Origin of the sequence: Pseudomonas sp. EA_15y_Pfl1_P101, assembly GCF_963970835.1 — a bacterium.
GTDB lineage: Bacteria > Pseudomonadota > Gammaproteobacteria > Pseudomonadales > Pseudomonadaceae > Aquipseudomonas > Aquipseudomonas tritici.
The window spans coordinates 56,801-76,092 of the sequence record NZ_CAXAPA010000021.1 but is presented as its reverse complement, the minus strand read 5'-3'; the positions used below and the strand labels follow the sequence as shown (position 1 = coordinate 76,092).

Below are 19,292 nucleotides of genomic sequence, written 5' to 3'. Positions count from 1 at the left end.
CGTGGCAAGTCAGACCGCGAGGACGGGTGCTGTACGAATTGGCCTGCGCCAATCAATGCCTTCCAACAGCATCGACAACTGCGCGGTCGTCAGCGACACGCTGCCGCTGGTTGCTTGCGGCCAGACAAAGCGTCCCTGTTCAAGTCGCTTGCAGAACAGGCACAAACCGTCGCCATCCCACCACAACAACTTGATCCGGTCACCGCGCCGTCCGCGAAAGGCGAAGATCTGACCGGAGAACGGGTCGGCTTCCAGCTGTGTCTGCACCAGTGCCGCTAAACCATCGAAGCCACGACGCATGTCGGTGACGCCTGCGGCGATCCAGATACGGGTTCCAGCGGGCGGGGCAATCATCGCAATAACTGCTGCAAGACGAATTGCAGCGTCTGCGGATCGGGTGCGCCCGTGATACGCAGCTTGGCTTTTCCGACCTCAACTGCGATCTCGGAATGACACTCCGCCTGTGGCTGGACGACCTGTGGCAGATCGATTGGCGCCTCGATCATCTGAACTGGCAAGAGCGTTACACCCTGGCTAACCGGGCCGAATAACCCCTCCTGGTACTGTTGCCGCCAGCGAAATACCAGGTTGGCATTGACGTCATGTTCGCGAGCGATCAACGACACGGAGGCGCCGGGCTGGAAGGTGGCTTCGACGACTCGGCGTTTAAAGTCGAGCGGGAAGTTGGGGCGGCGACCGGTTCGACGGGCTGGGGCAACTGTATCCAAGATAGTGTCCACTAAAAATGGTGTCCACTATCTTGGCTAATTTGGAGGGTTGTCAGGAGAGGGTGCAGGGCGGACGGTTACCGGTCAACTTGATCCATAACGGTAATGTCGTCGCCTGGCGTATCCGTCGCACGATCTGCTCAATCCGGTCGGTGTCGCGCTCCAGCACGTTGGCGCCCTTGGCAGCCTCTTCGCCATCAGGTGCGCCAATGTTCAGTTCCAGCGCGCGCAACCCGGCGTGCTCGATCTGTTGGGCAAAATTGGCGCACTGCTCAAGGTCGCTGAGGATCAGGGTCGGTATGACATAGGCATCCTGGCTTTCGGCTTGACGATCCAGCTGGGCGCGTTGGCGCCGACATAAGGGCAGTGGATTTCGCCCCTCATCTTTCCGGCAAAGAAACCAAATGGCACAGGACGCCAAAGCCAGCACAACTCCAGATTATCCTCGCGCGTGCGGGAGAGGGCGGGACGTCTTGTTGGTGGGGACTCATTTCGAGATTATCCAGCAATGGAGACCGTCAGCTTGATGGCAATGCTCCGATTGGCTATTGGTAGAACCCAGTAGGTTGTATTGGATTAATTCCAATTGAGATATCCAAAAAGCAAGTCCAGAATTGAGTCCATTCCTACTTAAGGAATAAAATAAACCTCTTAGATTTCAATGGGTCGGACGCTAGATGCGAGTCTCGTTTCGTGCTCCAATCTACTGATTTTCGTATATCGTCAATCTGTCGTCACTCGCCAAGCGTTTTGCCGTAGATGATCTAAATAGTCAGCCCATCGTTGAGCCGCTTCCCGGCGTTGCGCTAGCAGTTGCGCACGCGCATAAACAGCCCCTAGTGCACCTGGCATTCTGTGGGATAACGATAGTTCGAGCACAATTGGATCGATGCCCAAGTGCTCGTGTGCGATGGTTCTGTAGGTCGCGCGAAAGCCGTGAGCAGTGATGTCGTACTCCGGCCAAATACGCTGAAAGGACTTGAGCATGGAGGTCGGGTTTATGGGACGTCCAGGATAGACCGGCGAGACGAACACCCAGCCTTTGCCTTCCTCATCCACCACGCGGGTTTTATGTAGCTCGCGTAACAGAACCAAGGCTTGTTCAGGCAACGGCACGATGTGTTTGCTCTTGTCCAGATGCTTGGTCTTGCTCACCACATAACGCCAATCGGCGCCCACCAAGTCGACATCTTCCCAGCGCATCTGCACCAGTTCGCCTGGTCGGACCGGCAACATGACCAGCAGACGCATTGCTGTGGCAACGCTGCCCTCGTTGCAGTCATCAAGGCGTAGAAGAAACCTGCCCAGGTCGGATGGCCTTTCGATCGCCGGGTTGCTGGTCACGATGTGGCGAATCTTCAACTCCTCGATATTACTGAGCGCCACATTGCGCTCCACCCAGCCGCGACCTTCGGCAAAGCCCAGAACGGCACGTATGATAGTGCGCACGCGCCGGGCCATGGTGCGCTGGCGGCGCAACTCAGTGATGATCGTAGTGATGTGCTCCAACTTGATCTCGCTGATCGGTTTTTTGCCAATGGCTGGCAAGATGTGGTTGTTCAGTGCTCCGGTAAAGCCCGAGATGGATTTTGTCACCTGTTCGGCAGACTTGAATGCCAACCATTGCTCGGCCACGTAAGCGAAGGTGCGCTCTTCATTGAGCAACTGTGCCTCGATCTTGGCGGTCTTGGCCTTGAGCGGAGCGGTGTGGTTAGCCACGTCGCGGCGTGCGCCGCGGGCAATGTCGCGCGCCTCCTTGAGGCTAATGTCGGGGTAAGCGCCGATGGAGAAGCGGTTTTCCTTCCCATGCAGCCGATACTTCAATCGCCAAACCTTGGAAGGGGATTTGCCGACCTTGCTCGACGCCCTGACCTCCAAGTAGAGGCCAGGAACTTCGCCATCGGCGTGTTTACCTGGTTCGGTCAGAGAGCGGATCAAGGCATCGCTGAGTTTTCGTTTGAAAACAACCACATTATCTGGGGGCATCGATGGGGGCATCCTTTTTAAGGAACCGAAATTTGCCCCCAATTATGCCCCCATGAGTCGTGGAATCCATTGGATTTAGACAGGCGGCAGTGGACTAAAAATATCAATAAGCAGTTGTTATAAAAGGACTTTATGGAATCCAGTGGAATCCCATTACAGGCTATCGGGGTCCCCAAAAAACATCTGAATCCGCGACCGCAACCAGCGCTCGCCCGGGTCATTATCCTGTGATCCACGCCACGCCATATGCAACTCAAAGCTACGCACCGGCAATGGCGGGTCTTCCGCACGCAACCCTCCCGCCGAGGTCAACGCCTCGGCCGCGTAGTCCGGCACGGTCGCGAGGATGTCCGTGCCCGCGAGCAAGGTGCCCAGGCCGTTGAATTGCGGCACCGCCAATACCACGTGGCGCTTGCGGTCGAGTTTTTCCAGTTCTTCATCAATGAACCCGCTCAAGTCACCGGCAAATGACACCAGCGCGTGGGGGCGGGCGCAGAAGTCGTCCAGGCTCAGCGAACCCGGTACGCTGTCGGCGCGCAGCAGTTTCGGCAGGCTGCGGCGCAATACTTTGCGCTTGGCGTTAGCCGGCAAGTCGGCGGTGTAGCTGACGCCGATGGAGATTTCGCCGGAGGCCAGCAGGCCGGGCATCAGGATGTAATTGACGCGACGCACGACCAGCACGATGCCGGGTGACTCCGCGCGCAAGCGTTTAAGCAGTTGAGGCAGCAGGGCGAACTCGACGTCGTCGGACAGGCCGATGCGGAACACTGCGGTGCTGGTGGCCGGGTCGAATTCAGCGGCGCGGCTGACCGCGGTGGAAATGGAGTCCAGGGCCGGGGAGAGCAGGGCGAAGATTTCTACCGCTCGGGCCGACGGTTCCATGCTGCGTCCGGTGCGCACGAACAGCGGGTCATCAAACAGCCCGCGCAGGCGTGACAACGCCGCGCTGATGGCTGGCTGGCCGAGGAACAGTTTCTCGGCGGCGCGGGTCACACTGCGCTCATGCATCAAGGTTTCGAATACGATCAAGAGGTTAAGGTCGACACGACGCAGGTCGTTACGGTTCATCTTGTGTCCTGGAAGAGTCAGCTGACTTGACGAGAGCGGGCATATAACAACAATGGCCAGCACGAATCTTACGGGGAAAGGCTGTTATTCTGCACAGGAAAATTGAGTTTTCTTACAAGAGCTGAGGTCTATTCCTCAGACGCTGAATCAATGACAGACATGTCGACTATTAATGGCGACCGGTGGCCTTACCCGTAAAGCCCAGATAGAGTTCATGGCATTAGAGGTTACTTTGACGAGGTTTGCGATGTCCCGCACGATCCGTTTTCACAAGTTTGGTCCGGCCGAGGTGCTCAAATGCGAAGAGCATGCAGCCGCGCAGCCCGCACCGGGCGAAGTGCAGGTGCGTGTCGAAGCGATTGGCATCAGTTGGTATGACATTTTGTGGCGCCAGAACCTGGCGTCTTCCCATGCAAGATTACCGTCCGGTCTTGGCCATGAAATGGCCGGGGTGGTGGTCGCCGTAGGCGATGGCGTGGATGACTTCGCAGTGGGCGATAAAGTCGCCAGTTTTCCGGCCGAGAGCCCCAATGACTACCCGGTCTATGGTGAGCAGATCGTCCTGCCCCGTTCGGCCCTGACCCGGTACCCGGATCTCTTGAGCCCTATTGAAGCGAGCGTGCACTACACGCCGCTGTTGATCGCCTACTTCGCCTACGTGGACTTGGCACGGGTCAAGCCCGGGCAATTTGCCTTGGTGACTGACGCCAGCCACTGCGCCGGTCCGTCCTTTGTACAGCTGGGCAAGGCCCTTGGGGTGCGGGTGATTGCCGCTACCAAGGACAGCGCGGAGCGTGAGTATCTGCTGTCGCTCGGTGCGGAAAAGGTCATCGTCACCGAAGAGCAAGACCTGCTGATGCAAATCAACAAGTTCACCGACAACCGCGGTGTCGACGTGGTGTTCGACGGTTTGGGTGGCCCGCAGATGTCCTTGCTCGGTGACGTACTGGCACCCCGTGGCAGCCTGGTGCTGTATGGGTTGCAGGGCGGTAACCAGACGCCCTTCCCGGCGTGCGCGGCGTTCCAGAAGAACATTCAGTTTTTTGTGCACTGCATCGGTAACTTCACTGGCAAACCGGAGCTGGGCATCATTCAGGACCACGTAGCCTTGCAACGGGCGTTGCGCGATATCAACCAACTGACAGCCGACCGCGTGCTGGTGCCGTTGAAAACGACCGTGTTCCCGTTCAATCAGTTCGTGGAAGCGCACCGATACATGGACGAATGCCCGTGCCGCGAGCGTGTTGCGTTGCAGGTCGAAGCTGTTTAGTACGTAGGAAGGTTCTCAAACGCGTCTTCCTAGCACTTGGCGCATGGGGCAAATGCGCCATTTGACAGGGCTTAAACTGTATCCCCCCTTCAGGTGCCTGCTGGCACTTTAACCCCTGAATCCTGACTTTTTCGCTGACGCCGCCCTGAATTCCAGTGCGGCGTCTTTGTGTGCGCGTGAGTTTGGGCTGGCGGTTGCTCATCTGCACTGGTTTTCGCCAGGGTTCTGTATCTATTAATCATTATTCCAGCACTGATAATTGCGTCTTCACTTTCATCTCAAGGACTGAGCAATGATTGAATATCTGACACTACGGTTGCGAGCGCCTGAAACTAATGTCGCGGCGTTCACATGGCTTGAGGGAAATAGGTGCACTCATGAAAAGTTTCGTGCCCATGAGTGGGGAAGTTGGTTGGCGCGCGTGTCGGAAAGTTCTTTTAATGGTCGGTTAACGGCGTGTAAGAGCCTGTCGGAAAGTTCCTAGGACTGTGATCGGATTTGTTTTGGCCCAATAGATCCAGAGGTTTACGCGCTTGCAGGTCTTGGGCTTTGCCCTCGGATACTCGTGTCGTTGTGTTGCACGGTGCTAGTGTCTAGTCATTGGCGTACAAAGCTGTGCGCGAATTTCCTACAGACGCAAGCGGTCGAGCAAACACTGTCAGCAGTTGCTTGAAACTAATATTTCAACTCAGGTAGTAAAACGATGAGCACTATTCACGAACAAGCTATGAACTATGTTTACCAACAAGTTCTGCAGCGGTTGATCGGGCACTTTACTCGCGCAGAACGCACGGCACTCCAATTGCTGGTCCAGCGAATCGTCGTGGCAGCCGGCGGCATGGAGCAAGTGGGCGGTTACAAGGTGCTGGTGGCGCATGGTGGTGGCGAAGTGAGCAGCTACACCTTGGCGTTGTTGCGTGCCGCGCAGTTGACCATCGCTGGCCGCGCCCCGCGTACCTTTCACTTGAGGGTGGCGACATTGCGGCATGCGGGCATGACCGAGGGCAGGCTCGACAGCCTCGATCAAGGCTATGGCCGCCTGTTTCTGCACGATGATCCAAGGGTTGAGTTACTGATGGTGGATAACCAGGAAGTATTGCTCTTCAACCACCTGCGACCCGCCTCTGTCGTTGGGCGAGAAAGCAGCCAACGCAACAGGTTGATTGTCGGCCATCTGAGTTCCGGTGATTGCCGCGCTACGGTGTGCAGTGACACCTACCTGGCATTGGGGGATTTTTACCAGCGCGTTACCGCTTGGAATGGCGGGGTGCACGCACTGGTCAGCGCAGACTCCCCGCGCAAGCAGAGACAGTTTCTTGCATGGCTCAAGAACACGGCAGTGGGCTCTGGCATAGCCATGCCTGAGGCCTGGCCGTCGTCGCTGACCGGGCTGTTCGCACGTATGGACGAATGGAGTACCGGTTATTACCGTGATGCATACGGGGAGCATTATGTCGCCAGTGACAACCCCAGCAAGACCGGCCACCGGAACCTGTCCTACATCGGCATTGCCGATTTGCTGGACAACGTAGACCTCCCATCCTCGCCCATGCTCACCGACTTCATGGCCTTTGCCCCTGATCCGCTGGGGTTTCATTTCAGCCATCCAAGCTATTCCATCCCGCTGCTGATGGCCCATCTGCGCGGGTTGCAGGCTCAATGCTTGCGAGATATGAGCTATGAAGAAGGGGTGCAAGGCTTTATCCAACAGGCAGCACACTTCTTGAGTCGCATGAACATGCCCGACGCGTTACTCACGCAGGCGGGGACGCGTGAAGGGCGCAGCCAGTCGAGCACTCACGCCCAGCAGTTCTTCGGCCTGGACGAGACTCAATTGATTTGCCTGCTGTTTTCGCCGTTTATCCATCATGGCGAACGCTTGGAAGGCTATTTGCGCCAGTGCCATCCCGGCATGCTGGTTGCTTTGCCCGAGCTGCACAAGGTCCTGCAGGGCAAGCCGTGCGCTGAGATGTTGCAGCAATGGGTCACCGACACCAGCGGCTTGCCAATGCCCTTGCTGCAGCACCTCTATCGCAAACGTCCGTTGGTCAACGCGGGCGGCAAATTGCGCAGCGCGGGTGCCACGGCCTATGACAGCGCGCAGGCCTGTCAATTGTCCGGGCAATGATACTGCGCGGCGAACGGCGGGCGGATTTCGCGTATCAGGCGGTTTACCGCTACATGATCAACCTGATTAACGACATCAGTACCGACGCGCGGGTAAAGCTGCCGTCCCTGCGGCAATTGGCGGGGCGCCTGAACGTGTCGATCTCGACCGTCCAGTACGCCTACTCGCTGCTTGAGAAGGAGGGCAGGGTCTATTCGGTGGCCAAGTCGGGCTATTACGCCTGGCCTATGTCGGCAAACCCGCTGGCGTGGGTCGCTGGCGACCTGCTCGATCGGCTTTACGCAGCGGCGCGCCGCCCGGGCATGGTGGTGCTCAGTGGCGATGAACCTGCGTTGCTGGTGTCGCTGGATAGCAACCTGTTGCGCCTGGAGCGGGAGTTGGTACGCCAATACCCGCAACATCTGCAACCCTGGGCCCAGCCCTGCGGTGTCTGGGAACTGCGCGCAGCGCTGGCGGCGCGTTATACCTCTTCGCCCACTCGCTGTTGGCATGCCGATGACGTCTACATCGGTGCCGACCTGCGCGGTGTACTGGACATCCTCGTCGAAGTCTTGGGCCTGAGGGGGACGACGGTAATTGTGGAATCACCCTGCGACTGGCTGGTCTTGCGCCTTCTCCAGGATGCCGGGGTACGTATTATCGAGTTGCCCTGGACGCTGCAGGGGCGTCTGGACCTGGTGACTCTTGACCAATTGTTGTGCGATGAGCCGGTGCACCTGGTGTTGCTGTCTTCGGCAGTCAGCCTGCCGGCAGGTGTGGCTATGCCGACCCAGGACCGCCTGGCCGTTGCGCAAATGCTCGATCAGTACGGTTGCTGGCTGTTGGAAAACGACACCTATGGCGAATTGGGGTTTACAGAACCGCAGGCAGCCTTGCGCGAACTGGTGAACCCCGAGCGACTGATGGTGTTTTCCTCTTTCGAGAAAGTCCTTGGGTCGGAAGCCCCTTATGGTTATCTGCTGTCTCGGCGCATGAGCAGTGAATTGCAGCGACAGTTCCTGCTGCGTTCCTTTCGGTTGTCGTCGATTCGCCAGCGCGCGATTGCCCGTCTTTATCAAAGCGGTCGCATCGACCAGCACCTGCGCACACTGCACCTGCAGTTGCGCCAGCAGGCAGAGGAAATGCGTCATCGCCTGGAGCAGCATCTGGGGGACCAAGTGGCCTACCGCGCGCCAACTGCCGGGGCGACGTTTTGGTTGGGCTCCACAAAGCCTGTGGATATGCGCCAGGTGTTCCAGCGCCTGCTCGCCCAGCAGGTAGTGATTGCGCCCGGCGAGTTGTTTAGTGTCAGTGGCCTGCATCAACAGAACCTGCGCTTGAGCTACGCCTTTCACGGGCAACCCGACCTGGATATCGCCCTGGCTGCTATAAGCGAAGCACTGCAGCAGGCACAGAACGGTTGATTGCGTGAAGTTTCTCTTACTGTTGTAGGATCGATAGCGTCGCGCAGCAGTCCAAGTCTCAGTAAACTGCCATTTTTTCCAAATCCTTCTTTCCGAGGTTTATGCATGACAATCAGTCCTTTTGCGGGCAAGCCGGCGCCAGCCCAGTTGCTGGTGGATATCCCGCGACTGGTGACGGCCTACTACACCGGCCAGCCTGATGCAGCAATCTCCACCCAACGTGTGGCTTTCGGAACCTCCGGGCACCGGGGCAGCTCATTCGAATTGAGCTTCAACGAATGGCATGTGCTCGCCATCAGCCAAGCCATCTGCCTCTATCGTGAAGCCCAGGGTATCAACGGCCCATTGTTTGTCGGCCTCGACACCCACGCGCTGTCGACGCCCGCCGGTGCCAGCGCGCTGGAAGTGCTGGCTGCCAATGGCGTGCACGTGATGCTGGCCGAAGGCGATGAGTACACGCCGACCCCAGCAATCTCCCACGCGATCATCTGCTACAACCGTGGCCGCACCAGCGGCCTGGCCGACGGCATCGTCATCACGCCGTCGCACAATCCGCCGCAGAGCGGCGGCTATAAGTACAACCCGCCCAACGGCGGTCCGGCTGATACGCACGTCACCAAGTGGATCGAAGCCAAGGCCAATGAACTGTTGGCCAACAAACTGGCCGGGGTCAAGCGCATCACCCATGCACAGGCGCTCAAAGCCGACACCACCCATCGCCATGACTACCTCAACAGCTATGTGGCTGACCTGGTCAATGTGATCGACATGGACGCCATCCGCAGCGCCGATCTGCGCCTGGGTGTGGACCCGCTGGGCGGAGCAGGGGTGCGCTACTGGTCGGCCATTGCCGAGCACTACCGCCTGAACCTGGACGTGGTGAACACTGAAGTCGACTCGACTTTCCGCTTCATGAGCGTCGACTGGGACGGTCAGATCCGCATGGACCCGTCCTCCAGCTACGCGATGCAAGGTCTGATCGGTCTCAAGGATCGCTTTGATGTGGCCTTCGCCTGCGACCCGGACCACGACCGCCACGGCATCGTCACGCCGTCCGGTGGCCTGTTGGCACCGAACAATTACCTGGCAGTGTCCATCGATTACCTGTTCCAGAACCGTCCTGACTGGCGCGCTGACGCAGCCGTGGGCAAGACCGTGGTCAGCAGCGGCCTGATTGATCGCGTGGCTGCACGTATTGGCCGTCGCCTGTACGAAGTGCCGGTCGGCTTCAAGTGGTTTGCTGATGGACTGTTCGACGGTTCGTTGGGCTTTGGCGGCGAAGAAAGCGCTGGCGCTTCGTTCCTGCGCAAGGATGGCAGCGTATGGAGCACTGACAAGGACGGTTTGATCCCGGCGCTGCTGGCCGCGGAGATGACCTCGCGCAAAGGCCAGGACCCAAGCCAGATCTACCGCGGCCTGACCGACGCCCTGGGCGAGCCGTTTGCGATTCGTGTGGATGCCAAGGCCACGCCGGCGCAGAAAGCCTTGCTCGGCAAGCTGTCACCGGACCAAGTGATGTCGACTGAATTGGCCGGGGAACACATTCAGCAGATCCTTAGCCACGCACCGGGTAACAACCAGGCGATCGGCGGCTTGAAGGTGATGACCGAAAACGGCTGGTTTGCTGCACGGCCATCGGGGACTGAGGACATTTACAAGATCTACGCCGAGAGCTTTATTGGCGAAGATCACCTCAAACAGTTGGTGGAAGAAGCGCAGGTATTGGTAGACGGCGCCATCTCCGAGTAACACTTACAAAACCCAATGTGGGAGCGAGCAGGCCCGCTCCCACATTGGGACAGCGTCAGGCCAGGTCGACCAAGACAATTTCACTGTCTTCGATGGCGACAACACGTAACACCTGCTCATCCTCTACCGCAATGCCGTCACGAGCGTGCGCACGCAAGCCATTGACCTCAATCACTCCGGTCGCAGGCACCAGATAAGCGCGTCGACCGCTGTCCAACCGGTATTCAGCACTTTCCCCAGCCTTCAGATTCGCCGCAACGAGCCGCGCATCCGCCCGAATACGCAGGCTTTCGCTATCACCTGCCTTGCCACTGGCCAGCGTTACAAATCCTTCGCGATCACCTTTCGGAAACGGCTTGGCTCCCCAGGAAGGCGGCAATCCGGCTTCATTCGGGATAATCCAGATCTGGAAAATCTTGGTCGGCGTATCTTCCAGGTTGTACTCGCTGTGAGCGATCCCGGTGCCTGCACTCATGACCTGTACATCACCCGCTTCGGTGCGGCCTTTGTTGCCGAGGTTGTCGGCATGGCTGATCGCACCTTCACGCACATAGGTGATGATTTCCATATCGCGGTGTGGGTGCTGCGGGAACCCGGTCCCCGGCGCGATGATGTCGTCGTTCCACACCCGCAGGTTGCCCCAGTGCATGCGGTTGGGGTCGTGGTACTCGGCAAATGAAAAGTGGTGATGAGCGTCGAGCCAGCCGTGGTGGGCGCCGCCCAAGGAAGTGAAAGGTCGAAGTTCAAGCATGATCGTCTCCTGTGGATGCGCTTATGATCCTGCAGCTCATGATCGATAAAAAGCGTAAAAAATGCCTGATTCCTATCGATTTACTTGATTGCTTAGTGGCGTTTTGACTTTCAGTTCATCGCCTAACTGCATGACTGCAAAGCAATTGGCTGGAACTGAGCGTCGATTCCGGCGACCATGGGGCCTTATGTAAACACCTTGTTCACCGCAGGAGTCCGCGTGTCGCAACAACCGCCTGATTTGCCCCCCGAACTGCGTCCCCTGGCTGAAATGCCTTGGTTTAAGCGCCTGGCCGCGCGCCTGTTTGGCCATGGTCTGACTCGCTTGCGCGCCCAGCACCGGTTTTCATGGCTGCACGGTCAGGCCGACGGTTTTCGCAGCGGACATGAAGCGGGTGTGGAATATGGCTATCGCGAGGGCAAGGCTGATGGCCTCGAGGAAGGTCGGCAAGTGCTGCTGATTCGCGACTTCCGCCCGGACGAGCACCGTGCGCCGGGAGTTGATGACAGTCTGTTTGATGACTGGCGCCTGCCGCTCACCGCCGAGTTGAAAAAGCGCATCAAAGCTGATGTTGCGCGATTGTTGCCGGCTCACGTCCAGCCCAGCGCGGCGCAATGGAAGATGATTTTCAGCGATACACCGTCTACCTCGGTGATTGCCGGTGCCGGTGCCGGCAAATCAACCTCCTTGGTACTGCGTATTTTGCTGCTCACCCATTACCTGGGCTTCGAGCTGAGCTCAATGACGGTGGTGACCTTCACCCGTGAGTCGCGCAAAGACTTCATCAACAAGCTCATGGAAGTTTTTAGTCTGTGGGGCCAACCCCTTGTTATTAAAGAAGCTCAAGCCGTGGTGCGCACCTTTCACTCGCGCATCCTGCCGATGGTGCGCAGCTTGCCGGGCTTTGAGCGCCTGCAAGCGTTCGAGAACCTGAACTCGGGCGTTGAAGACGCTGACAGCAACCCCTTCGACCTGCGTATCAACGAAGCCCAGCGCCAGCAGATGAATGCCTGCTATCACCGGCTGCATGGGCAGCACGCGCGTTTTCGTGAGCTGATTGCGCCGCTCGCGCGCCACGGGCTGCAGCTCAAAGAGTTGGAACGGGATCATCCGGATGTGCAAAAGCGCATGGCCGTGACCGAGTTGGCGGCCAAGCGCGATGAAGAACTCTGCGATGCGATCGAGGACCTGTGGTTCCGTGCGGGCGCCTGGCCGATCAAAGGCATTGAGCCCAATCGGCAGACTGTGGAAATCAATGGTGCGCAATTTCACTGCCATGGCTATATCCGCGAGCTAGACGCTTGGGTGGTACTGGGCTTTGATTCACGGGAAAACGCCCAGCTCAGCCGGCCCAACGCAAAGTTGTCACTGCGCGCAGAATGGGCCGTTAAGCGCACACTGTTTCAAGCTTTCTGCCGTAAGCCTCTGATATGGCTCGATAGTTATGAATCATCAAAGCGGCTTTTATGCAGCTTCGCCGGTGATGCCAATGCCGGGCCAGGCTTTGATTACAAGGTTAAAGGCGAATTGGCTTCGGCGCCGTTGCTGGACAGTTTCGTGATGGCTGCCGGGTTCATCGAGAACCTGGGCCTGGACGTACCGACTGCGGTTGGGAAGATGAGCTTCGCCAAGGATGACCCGGACCGCTTTTTCTTCGAAGCCCTGAGCATCTTCTGGAAAGCCCTGGAAGATCACCTGCTGGACCAGTCGCCACCGATCATGACCTACAACCGCATGTTCTCGCTGTTTGGCGAAAATACGCCGGAAAACCTCAAGCTGCTCAGCGACACGCTGTTGCGGCCCCTGTCGCATTTAATGATCGATGAGTTCCAGGACGTTTCGCCGCAAATTGTCTCGTGGATCCGCGCCAGCCTGCGCGAGATCCGCAGCCGTGGCCCGGCCATGCACGTCGGGCGCGGCGCCCAGCGATCATCGCTGCTGTGCGTGGGGGACGACTGGCAGTCAATCTACGGTTGGCGCGGGAGTTCGCCCAAATACTTTATGGCGTTCAACAACGAATTCCCTTCACCGGCCACCACCCGCGTGATGCTGGGCGAGAACTACCGCAGTCATCAACACATCATCGACGCGGCCGAGCATATTGTGCGTGCCGCGCCGGCGATCCCCGGCAAGAAGGCCAAGGCCAGTGGCGCGCCCAAGGCGTTGCAGCCGGTCAAGGTGCTGGAACGGGACGACGCGGCATTGGGGCGGCTGTTGCTGGAGCACTACCAGAAGGGTGATTCAGTGTTGATGTTGTATCGAAAAAGCAGCGATAAGCTCTTGATTCAAGAGTATATTCAGCCTGTAGTTAATGTGGATTCTAGCTTGCCGCCGTCGATGCGCAGGTTGAAGCAACTGACCTATCACAGTGCCAAAGGCTTGCAGGCTGATGTGGTATTTCTGCTTGGGGATTGCCAGCATGTCACGAGCTCGCCTTACAAGAACCAGGTGTACCGCATGGCGGGCCTGGGTAAGGAGGGTGATAGCGAGCCGTATGACAATGCGCAAAAAGATGAGGTGCTGCGCTTGGCCTACGTGGGCATTACCCGGGCTGTGAGCCACTGCTATTGGTATGTGGAAAAGCCCGAAGGAAAGGCGGTGAATATGCCTAAGGCATCGGAGCGGGTGGATGGCAAGAAAGCGTTTTTTGACGATCAACGCAACTAAAGACACACAGGACCCAATGTGCCTTAGGCCCGCAATGACTGCGGCGGCACAAACGACTCCAGCTCATCCTCCACCGCTTCAATAATCCGCTCCACATCCGCCGCATTCATCACCGTTGCACAGGGGATGCCGGCGATGGCAATCAGCGTCTCGCCGCTGGTGCGGTCGAACAGGCGGACGATCATGCTGCCGGGCGCGTCCATGCTGCCCTCGAAACCCATCGGATGAAAATGCCAGCGCATCAGCTGGCAGGCGTTGGGGAACGTCACTTTGTTCATGTTGCCTACCGTGTTCATTGAGCGCTTCCTTTAGCTCGCGGCAAGGGGGCCAGGACCTTCACTGGTCATGGCGTCGAAGCATTAAAAATAGCATTCGTTCGCAACCACAAGGTGACTTTTTTGGCCCCGTTCGGCAGTTGTTTTCCATTAGTTTGATGTGTGTCATGTCCTACTTGAAAGTAGGCGAAAGGCCACTAGTCAGACGTTCCAATTGACCATTGAAGGCCCCCGCGAAATTCGGCACTCTCCACGGTTTACCCGCCGCCGAGCCTGCCATGCCAGACATCGCTGCAGACGATGACGCCCCGCAATCACAGGTCACACGTGAACGGGTGATGCGCCACCACCTGTGTTGGCGCCATCGGGATCTTTAGGGCGTGATGTCCTACTACCACCCGGACATCCAGTACCACGATTTTTTCCAGAACCGTGTCGTCGGTTTTGCTGAGTTACGCGAATACCTGCAAGCCAGCATGCCCCGCGAGGCTGACGAGGCGATTGAGCATACCGACCGTATTCGTGCCGAGGGTGACACCGCGTTCATCCAGTACCGCATCACCCTGCGCGGCGGCCAGGGGCTGGTGTCGTTTCGCACCAGCGAGGCCATCACCGTGCGGGATGGGTTGATCTGGCGGGTCAACGAGTACGCGTCCCTGGTGCATGAGCTGCCGGCCCAAGCCGCGCGGCCTTCGGTCAGCCGTCTGGGCCTGTCGCCGCAGCAATTGGGGCACATGGCCAATGACCTGCAGCACTATTTTGAGCGCAAGCAACCCTACCTGGACCCGGAGTTGGACCTGCAGCGGGTTTCCAAGGAGTGTGGCTATAGCCGCAATCAGATTTCCTACCTGCTGAACCAAGTGCTGGGGCAGAGCTTCTACCGCTACGTCAACCAGGCCAGGCTCCAGCATTTGCTGGCCGCGCTGGATAACACCGTACCGCCGATCAAGGTCGACGACCTGGCATTTGCCGCCGGTTTCAACTCACTGTCGGCGTTCTACAGCGCGTTCCGCCAGCACACGGGCCAGTCGCCCAAAGCCTACGTCAAACAAATTTCCCTGCGTGCACGCACGCAAGACAGCCCATAACGGCGCGCTCTAGTATCCACCCTATCGAAACGAGGTAGGGGAACCTGGCATGCCGGCATGGCGCACTATCAGCTTATGGATGGACCCGTTGGACGACCCGCTGCAAGCGCGGCCGGCGCTGGCCCATGACCTGGACGTCAACGTGGCCATTATCGGCGCCGGTTACACCGGGTTGTGGACCGCGTATTACCTGAAACGCCAGGCGCCCGAGCTGAACATCGCCATCATCGAGGCGCAAACCGCCGGGTTCGGCGCCTCCGGTCGCAATGGCGGTTGGCTGATGGGCAACCTGCTGGGTGAGGACCGTTTGTTGGCCAGCCTCGCTCCCGAACAGCGCCGTGCCTCCTTTGACCTGTTACACGCCATCCCGGATGAAGTGGCCCAGGTGCTGGCGCGTGAAGGTATCGACTGCGATTACCGCAAGGGCGGCGCCCTGTACTGCGCTGGGCGTTACCCGGAGCAGGAAGGCAGCCTGCGCCGCTATCTAGACAAACTCCACGCCCAGGGCCTGACCGAAGCCGACTACCGCTGGCTCAGCCCGCAACAACTGGCCGAACAGATCCGCATCGCCAAGCCCTATGGCGGTATCTATGCACCTCACGTCGCGACCATCAACCCCGCGAAGCTGGTGCGCAGTCTGGCGCGGGTGGTTGAAAGCATGGGCGTGACGGTCTACGAAAACAGCCCGGTCACCCACTGGCAGTCCGGCAGCCTGCGCACCGCTAAAGCGGCTGTTCGGGCTGCCTGGGTGGTGCCAGCGGTAGAAGGTTATGCCACGACCTTGCCGCCACTGGGCCGTTACCAATTGCCGGTGCAAAGCCTGATCGTCGCCACCGAACCATTGCCGGCCAGTACCTGGGACGAAATCGGCCTGCGCCATGGCCAGGCCTTTGGCGAAAGCAGCCGCCAAGTCACCTACGGACAGCGCACGGCGGATAACCGCTTGGTGTTCGGCGCGCGGGGCGGTTATCAGTTCGCCGGCAAACTGCGGCATGACTTTGATTTGACCGACAGCGAAGTGGCGCTGCGTCGCTATCTGTTTGGTGAGCTTTTCCCACAGCTCAAGAACGTAAGGATTACCCATTCCTGGGGCGGAAACCTGGGTATGTCGCGCAACTTTCGTCCGCACATGCTCTGTGACCCCAAGACCGGCATCGCGCTGTCCGGTGGTTATGGCGGGGAGGGCGTCGGCGCTACCAACCTGGGTGGCCGCACGCTGGCAGACCTGATCCTGGGCCGGGACACTCCGTTGGTCCACCAACCCTGGGTGATCCGCGAACGCGGCCTGGATGCGCTCAAACCCTGGGAGCCCGAGCCCTGCCGCTGGTTGGGCTATAACGCGATCATTCGCAGTTTCGTCCATGAAGACCAGGTGCTGGCCAACCCCAATACCGCCCCTTGGCGCCGCAAGCTGGCCACCGGCGTGGCCGGTTTCATGGAGGGTTTCATGCACTAAGTCGTTTCACTCACATGGGAAAACCCATGAGCATCACTCAATTCAAAGCGCTGCTGATGAACGTGCGACCTTATGTGGCCTACTTCCCTCCTCGAAATACACCGCCGACCTGGCCAACGGCGATATCTGCGTGGCGGTCGGCTTCGCCGCTGTTGCCGCACCAATGGCAGCGACTGGCGCAGCGCGCGTCCATCGGCATCGCGCGTACCGGCGGCGGCACCGAGGATTCCAGCGGTGACCTGTTCCTGGCGTTTTCCAAGGGTAACCGGGATTTACCAGGGGCGGATTACGGGCGCAAAGGCCTGCCGTTCAGCAGCACGCTGCACAGGGTCAACAATGACCATATTTCGCCGCTGTTCAGCGCGGCGGCAGAGGCGATCATCAATGCGATCCTGGCAGGCGAGGACATGGTGACTGATGACGGCGTCCTGGTGCCTGGCCTGAGTGGCGATACATTGCTGGCAGTACTACGCAAGACGGGGTGGAGTATGTCCCGGCAATAGGGGACACGCGACGTTATTAATACAAGTAATGGCTGTTTAATGTTGCCAATGACACCCTGGCAATATAGTGGGTCCTTTAATTAACAGCGTCGCTCAACGTGTGCGGCGTTAGCGATATTTAATATTTAAATAACTGCGCGCTGTTTTTTGTCGGACAAAACCAAGGCTGTCCAATAAACACGGCACTGAACTTAGTTGGGTTGAAGGCAGGCTGATTTTTAACGCTGGAAAAGAGCTAGACGAAAGATTTCAAGTTGTGTCAGTTTCGTGACGCCTTCAAAAGAGGCGAGTGATAGGACGATCTCGCCCGCGGGGTTCCTATCGATCAAAGACTGATGCACTTGCAAACAAGGAAGTACGTTTATGTCAAAAGTAAAAGACAAGGCTATCGTGTCGGCGGCCCAAGCCAGTACCGCTTACTCGCAAATCGATAGCTTTAGCCATTTGTACGACCGTGGCGGCAACCTCACGGTCAATGGCAAACCCTCCTACACCGTTGACCAGGCAGCCACCCAGCTGTTGCGCGACGGCGCCGCGTACCGGGACTTTGACGGCAACGGCAAGATCGACCTGACCTACACCTTCCTCACCTCGGCCTCTTCGAGCACCATGAACAAACATGGCATCTCGGGTTTCAGTCAGTTCAACACCCAGCAGAAAGCACAGGCCGCACTGGCCATGCAATCCTGGGCGGACGTGGCCAACGTCACCTTCACCGAGAAAGCCACCGGCGGTGACGGCCACATGACCTTCGGCAACTACAGCAGCGGCCAGGACGGCGCGGCGGCCTTCGCCTACTTGCCCGGCACCGGCGCAGGCTACGACGGCACCTCGTGGTACCTGACCAACAACAGCTACACGCCCAACAAGACCCCGGACCTGAACAACTACGGCCGGCAAACCCTGACCCACGAAATCGGCCACACCCTGGGCCTGGCTCACCCTGGCGACTACAACGCCGGGAATGGCAACCCGACCTACAACGACGCGACCTATGGACAGGACACGCGCGGCTACAGCCTGATGAGCTACTGGAGCGAGAGCAACACTAACCAGAACTTCAGCAAAGGCGGCGTCGAGGCTTACGCGTCCGGGCCGTTGATCGACGACATTGCCGCGATCCAGAAGCTCTACGGCGCCAACTACAACACCCGTGCCGGCGACACCACCTACGGTTTCAACTCCAACACCGGGCGTGATTTCCTCAGCGCTTCGTCCAATGCCGACAAGCTGGTGTTCTCGGTGTGGGACGGTGGTGGCAATGACACCCTGGACTTCTCCGGTTTCACTCAGAACCAAAAGATCAACCTCAATGAGGCTTCGTTCTCGGACGTGGGTGGCTTGGTGGGCAACGTGTCCATCGCCAAGGGCGTGACCCTCGAGAACGCGTTCGGTGGCGCGGGCAACGACCTGATCATCGGTAACAACGCCGCCAACGTAATCAAGGGCGGGGCCGGCAACGACCTCATCTACGGTGGCGGCGGTGCGGACCAGCTTTGGGGCGGCGCCGGCAACGACACCTTTGTGTTCGGTGCCAGTTCCGACTCCAAGCCAGGGGCTGTGGACAAGATCTTTGACTTTGCCTCGGGTTCGGACAAGATCGACCTGTCCGGCATTACCAAAGGTGCAGGCCTGACCTTCGTCAATGCCTTCACCGGGCATGCCGGCGATGCTGTGCTGACCTACGCCGCAGGTACCAACCTGGGCACCTTGGCAGTGGACTTCTCCGGGCACGGCGTGGCGGACTTCCTCGTCACCACCGTCGGCCAGGCTGCGGTCAGCGACATCGTAGCGTGATGCACGGGCGCGGCGCCTCGGCGTCGCGCTTTACGGATGGAGCATAGCGATGCAGCGTTTTTTCAAATTGATCGCCTGCGTGTTGCAGGTGATGTTCGTGTCGGCAGGAGCCCACGCAATGGCGAGCAGTCTTGTATTACCTACCACCGCCCAGTTGGCCGGCCATTGGCAGTTGCACCAGCAGGATCGGGTGTGCGCGCTGGACCTGCTGGAGCAGGCCAATGCCTTGGGCGGCGACGTGGCGTGTGTCGAGCAGTGGCTGGGCGACAAGCCCCTGAGCTGGTCGCCAACACCGGACGGAATTTGGCTGATGAATGCCGAGGGCAGCGGGATTACCCACCTGAACCGCCAGACAGAGGGCGAATATAAAGGTCGCACGCCCAGTGGGCTGGAAGTTGTCTTGCAACGCACACCTTAGTTATT

16 protein-coding genes and 2 pseudogenes are annotated in these 19,292 nt (G+C 58.7%); 11 read left to right on the top strand and 7 right to left on the bottom strand.

Going from position 1 to position 19,292, the window contains the following annotated elements; translation table 11 throughout:
• Positions 1 to 9: 9 nt before the first annotated feature.
• The 5 genes and pseudogenes from tnpB to AACY36_RS25780 all read right to left on the bottom strand — a co-directional run bounded on the left by tnpB (position 10) and on the right by AACY36_RS25780 (position 3,782).
• Complete coding sequence (tnpB, locus tag AACY36_RS25800; RefSeq protein WP_029571618.1) at positions 10 to 354, bottom strand: IS66 family insertion sequence element accessory protein TnpB; 345 nt, start codon at positions 352 to 354, stop codon at positions 10 to 12.
• Positions 351 to 647 (bottom strand): annotated as a pseudogene (locus tag AACY36_RS28480) (transposase); the annotation flags it as partial. The gene tnpB and the pseudogene AACY36_RS28480, both read right to left, overlap by 4 nt.
• Positions 648 to 780: 133 nt before the next feature.
• The gene (locus tag AACY36_RS25790; protein ID WP_339420162.1) at positions 781 to 1,158 is read right to left on the bottom strand and encodes a hypothetical protein; all 378 of its coding nucleotides are present in this window, start codon (positions 1,156 to 1,158) and stop codon (positions 781 to 783) included.
• A 293-nt stretch (positions 1,159 to 1,451) separates the two neighbouring features.
• Positions 1,452 to 2,714, bottom strand: coding sequence for a tyrosine-type recombinase/integrase (locus AACY36_RS25785; protein ID WP_339497718.1), 1,263 nt, complete (start codon positions 2,712 to 2,714; stop codon positions 1,452 to 1,454).
• Between the two features lie 153 nt (positions 2,715 to 2,867).
• Complete coding sequence (locus AACY36_RS25780; protein ID WP_038850482.1) at positions 2,868 to 3,782, bottom strand: LysR family transcriptional regulator; 915 nt, start codon at positions 3,780 to 3,782, stop codon at positions 2,868 to 2,870.
• Positions 3,783 to 4,029: 247 nt separating this feature from the next.
• On the opposite strand from AACY36_RS25780, the gene AACY36_RS25775 reads away from it, so the two are divergent.
• From AACY36_RS25775 to pgm, 4 genes are all read left to right on the top strand, one after another.
• Positions 4,030 to 5,052 (top strand): zinc-dependent alcohol dehydrogenase family protein, encoded by a 1,023-nt coding sequence (locus AACY36_RS25775; protein ID WP_339420163.1) that lies wholly within the window; start codon positions 4,030 to 4,032, stop codon positions 5,050 to 5,052.
• Positions 5,053 to 5,755: 703 nt separating this feature from the next.
• Positions 5,756 to 7,180: a hypothetical protein gene (locus AACY36_RS25770; protein WP_339420164.1), complete on the top strand. Its 1,425-nt coding sequence runs from the start codon at positions 5,756 to 5,758 to the stop codon at positions 7,178 to 7,180.
• Positions 7,177 to 8,583 (top strand): aminotransferase-like domain-containing protein, encoded by a 1,407-nt coding sequence (locus AACY36_RS25765; RefSeq protein ID WP_339420166.1) that lies wholly within the window; start codon positions 7,177 to 7,179, stop codon positions 8,581 to 8,583. Before AACY36_RS25770 ends, AACY36_RS25765 begins: the two co-directional genes overlap by 4 nt.
• A gap of 105 nt (positions 8,584 to 8,688) precedes the next feature.
• On the top strand, positions 8,689 to 10,332 hold the full coding sequence (pgm, locus tag AACY36_RS25760; RefSeq protein WP_339428336.1) for a phosphoglucomutase (alpha-D-glucose-1,6-bisphosphate-dependent): 1,644 nt from the start codon (positions 8,689 to 8,691) through the stop codon (positions 10,330 to 10,332).
• 55 nt (positions 10,333 to 10,387) lie between these two features.
• Here the strand turns inward: pgm and AACY36_RS25755 are convergent, their stop codons facing one another.
• Positions 10,388 to 11,083, bottom strand: coding sequence for a pirin family protein (locus tag AACY36_RS25755; RefSeq protein WP_339420170.1), 696 nt, complete (start codon positions 11,081 to 11,083; stop codon positions 10,388 to 10,390).
• A gap of 219 nt (positions 11,084 to 11,302) precedes the next feature.
• Here AACY36_RS25755 and AACY36_RS25750 point away from each other — a divergent pair, with 219 nt between their 5' ends.
• Entirely contained in the window at positions 11,303 to 13,750 is a 2,448-nt protein-coding gene (locus AACY36_RS25750) for a UvrD-helicase domain-containing protein (protein WP_339428439.1), read from the top strand.
• 23 nt (positions 13,751 to 13,773) lie between these two features.
• On the opposite strand, the gene AACY36_RS25745 is transcribed toward AACY36_RS25750, so the two are convergent.
• Complete coding sequence (locus AACY36_RS25745; protein ID WP_339420174.1) at positions 13,774 to 14,046, bottom strand: DUF1652 domain-containing protein; 273 nt, start codon at positions 14,044 to 14,046, stop codon at positions 13,774 to 13,776.
• A gap of 362 nt (positions 14,047 to 14,408) precedes the next feature.
• Here AACY36_RS25745 and AACY36_RS25740 point away from each other — a divergent pair, with 362 nt between their 5' ends.
• From AACY36_RS25740 to AACY36_RS25715, 6 genes and pseudogenes are all read left to right on the top strand, one after another.
• Positions 14,409 to 15,113, top strand: coding sequence for a helix-turn-helix transcriptional regulator (locus AACY36_RS25740; RefSeq protein ID WP_370467914.1), 705 nt, complete (start codon positions 14,409 to 14,411; stop codon positions 15,111 to 15,113).
• Positions 15,114 to 15,162: 49 nt separating this feature from the next.
• Positions 15,163 to 16,569, top strand: coding sequence for an NAD(P)/FAD-dependent oxidoreductase (locus AACY36_RS25735; RefSeq protein WP_339497714.1), 1,407 nt, complete (start codon positions 15,163 to 15,165; stop codon positions 16,567 to 16,569).
• A gap of 44 nt (positions 16,570 to 16,613) precedes the next feature.
• Positions 16,614 to 16,717, top strand: a pseudogene (locus AACY36_RS25730) (spermidine/putrescine ABC transporter substrate-binding protein PotF); the annotation flags it as partial.
• 4 nt (positions 16,718 to 16,721) lie between these two features.
• Positions 16,722 to 17,072: a P1 family peptidase gene (locus AACY36_RS25725; protein ID WP_370467913.1), complete on the top strand. Its 351-nt coding sequence runs from the start codon at positions 16,722 to 16,724 to the stop codon at positions 17,070 to 17,072.
• A gap of 363 nt (positions 17,073 to 17,435) precedes the next feature.
• Positions 17,436 to 18,869 (top strand): serralysin family metalloprotease, encoded by a 1,434-nt coding sequence (locus AACY36_RS25720; RefSeq protein ID WP_339428441.1) that lies wholly within the window; start codon positions 17,436 to 17,438, stop codon positions 18,867 to 18,869.
• A gap of 49 nt (positions 18,870 to 18,918) precedes the next feature.
• On the top strand, positions 18,919 to 19,287 hold the full coding sequence (locus tag AACY36_RS25715; RefSeq protein ID WP_339420180.1) for an AprI/Inh family metalloprotease inhibitor: 369 nt from the start codon (positions 18,919 to 18,921) through the stop codon (positions 19,285 to 19,287).
• The last annotated feature ends 5 nt before the right edge of the window (positions 19,288 to 19,292 follow it).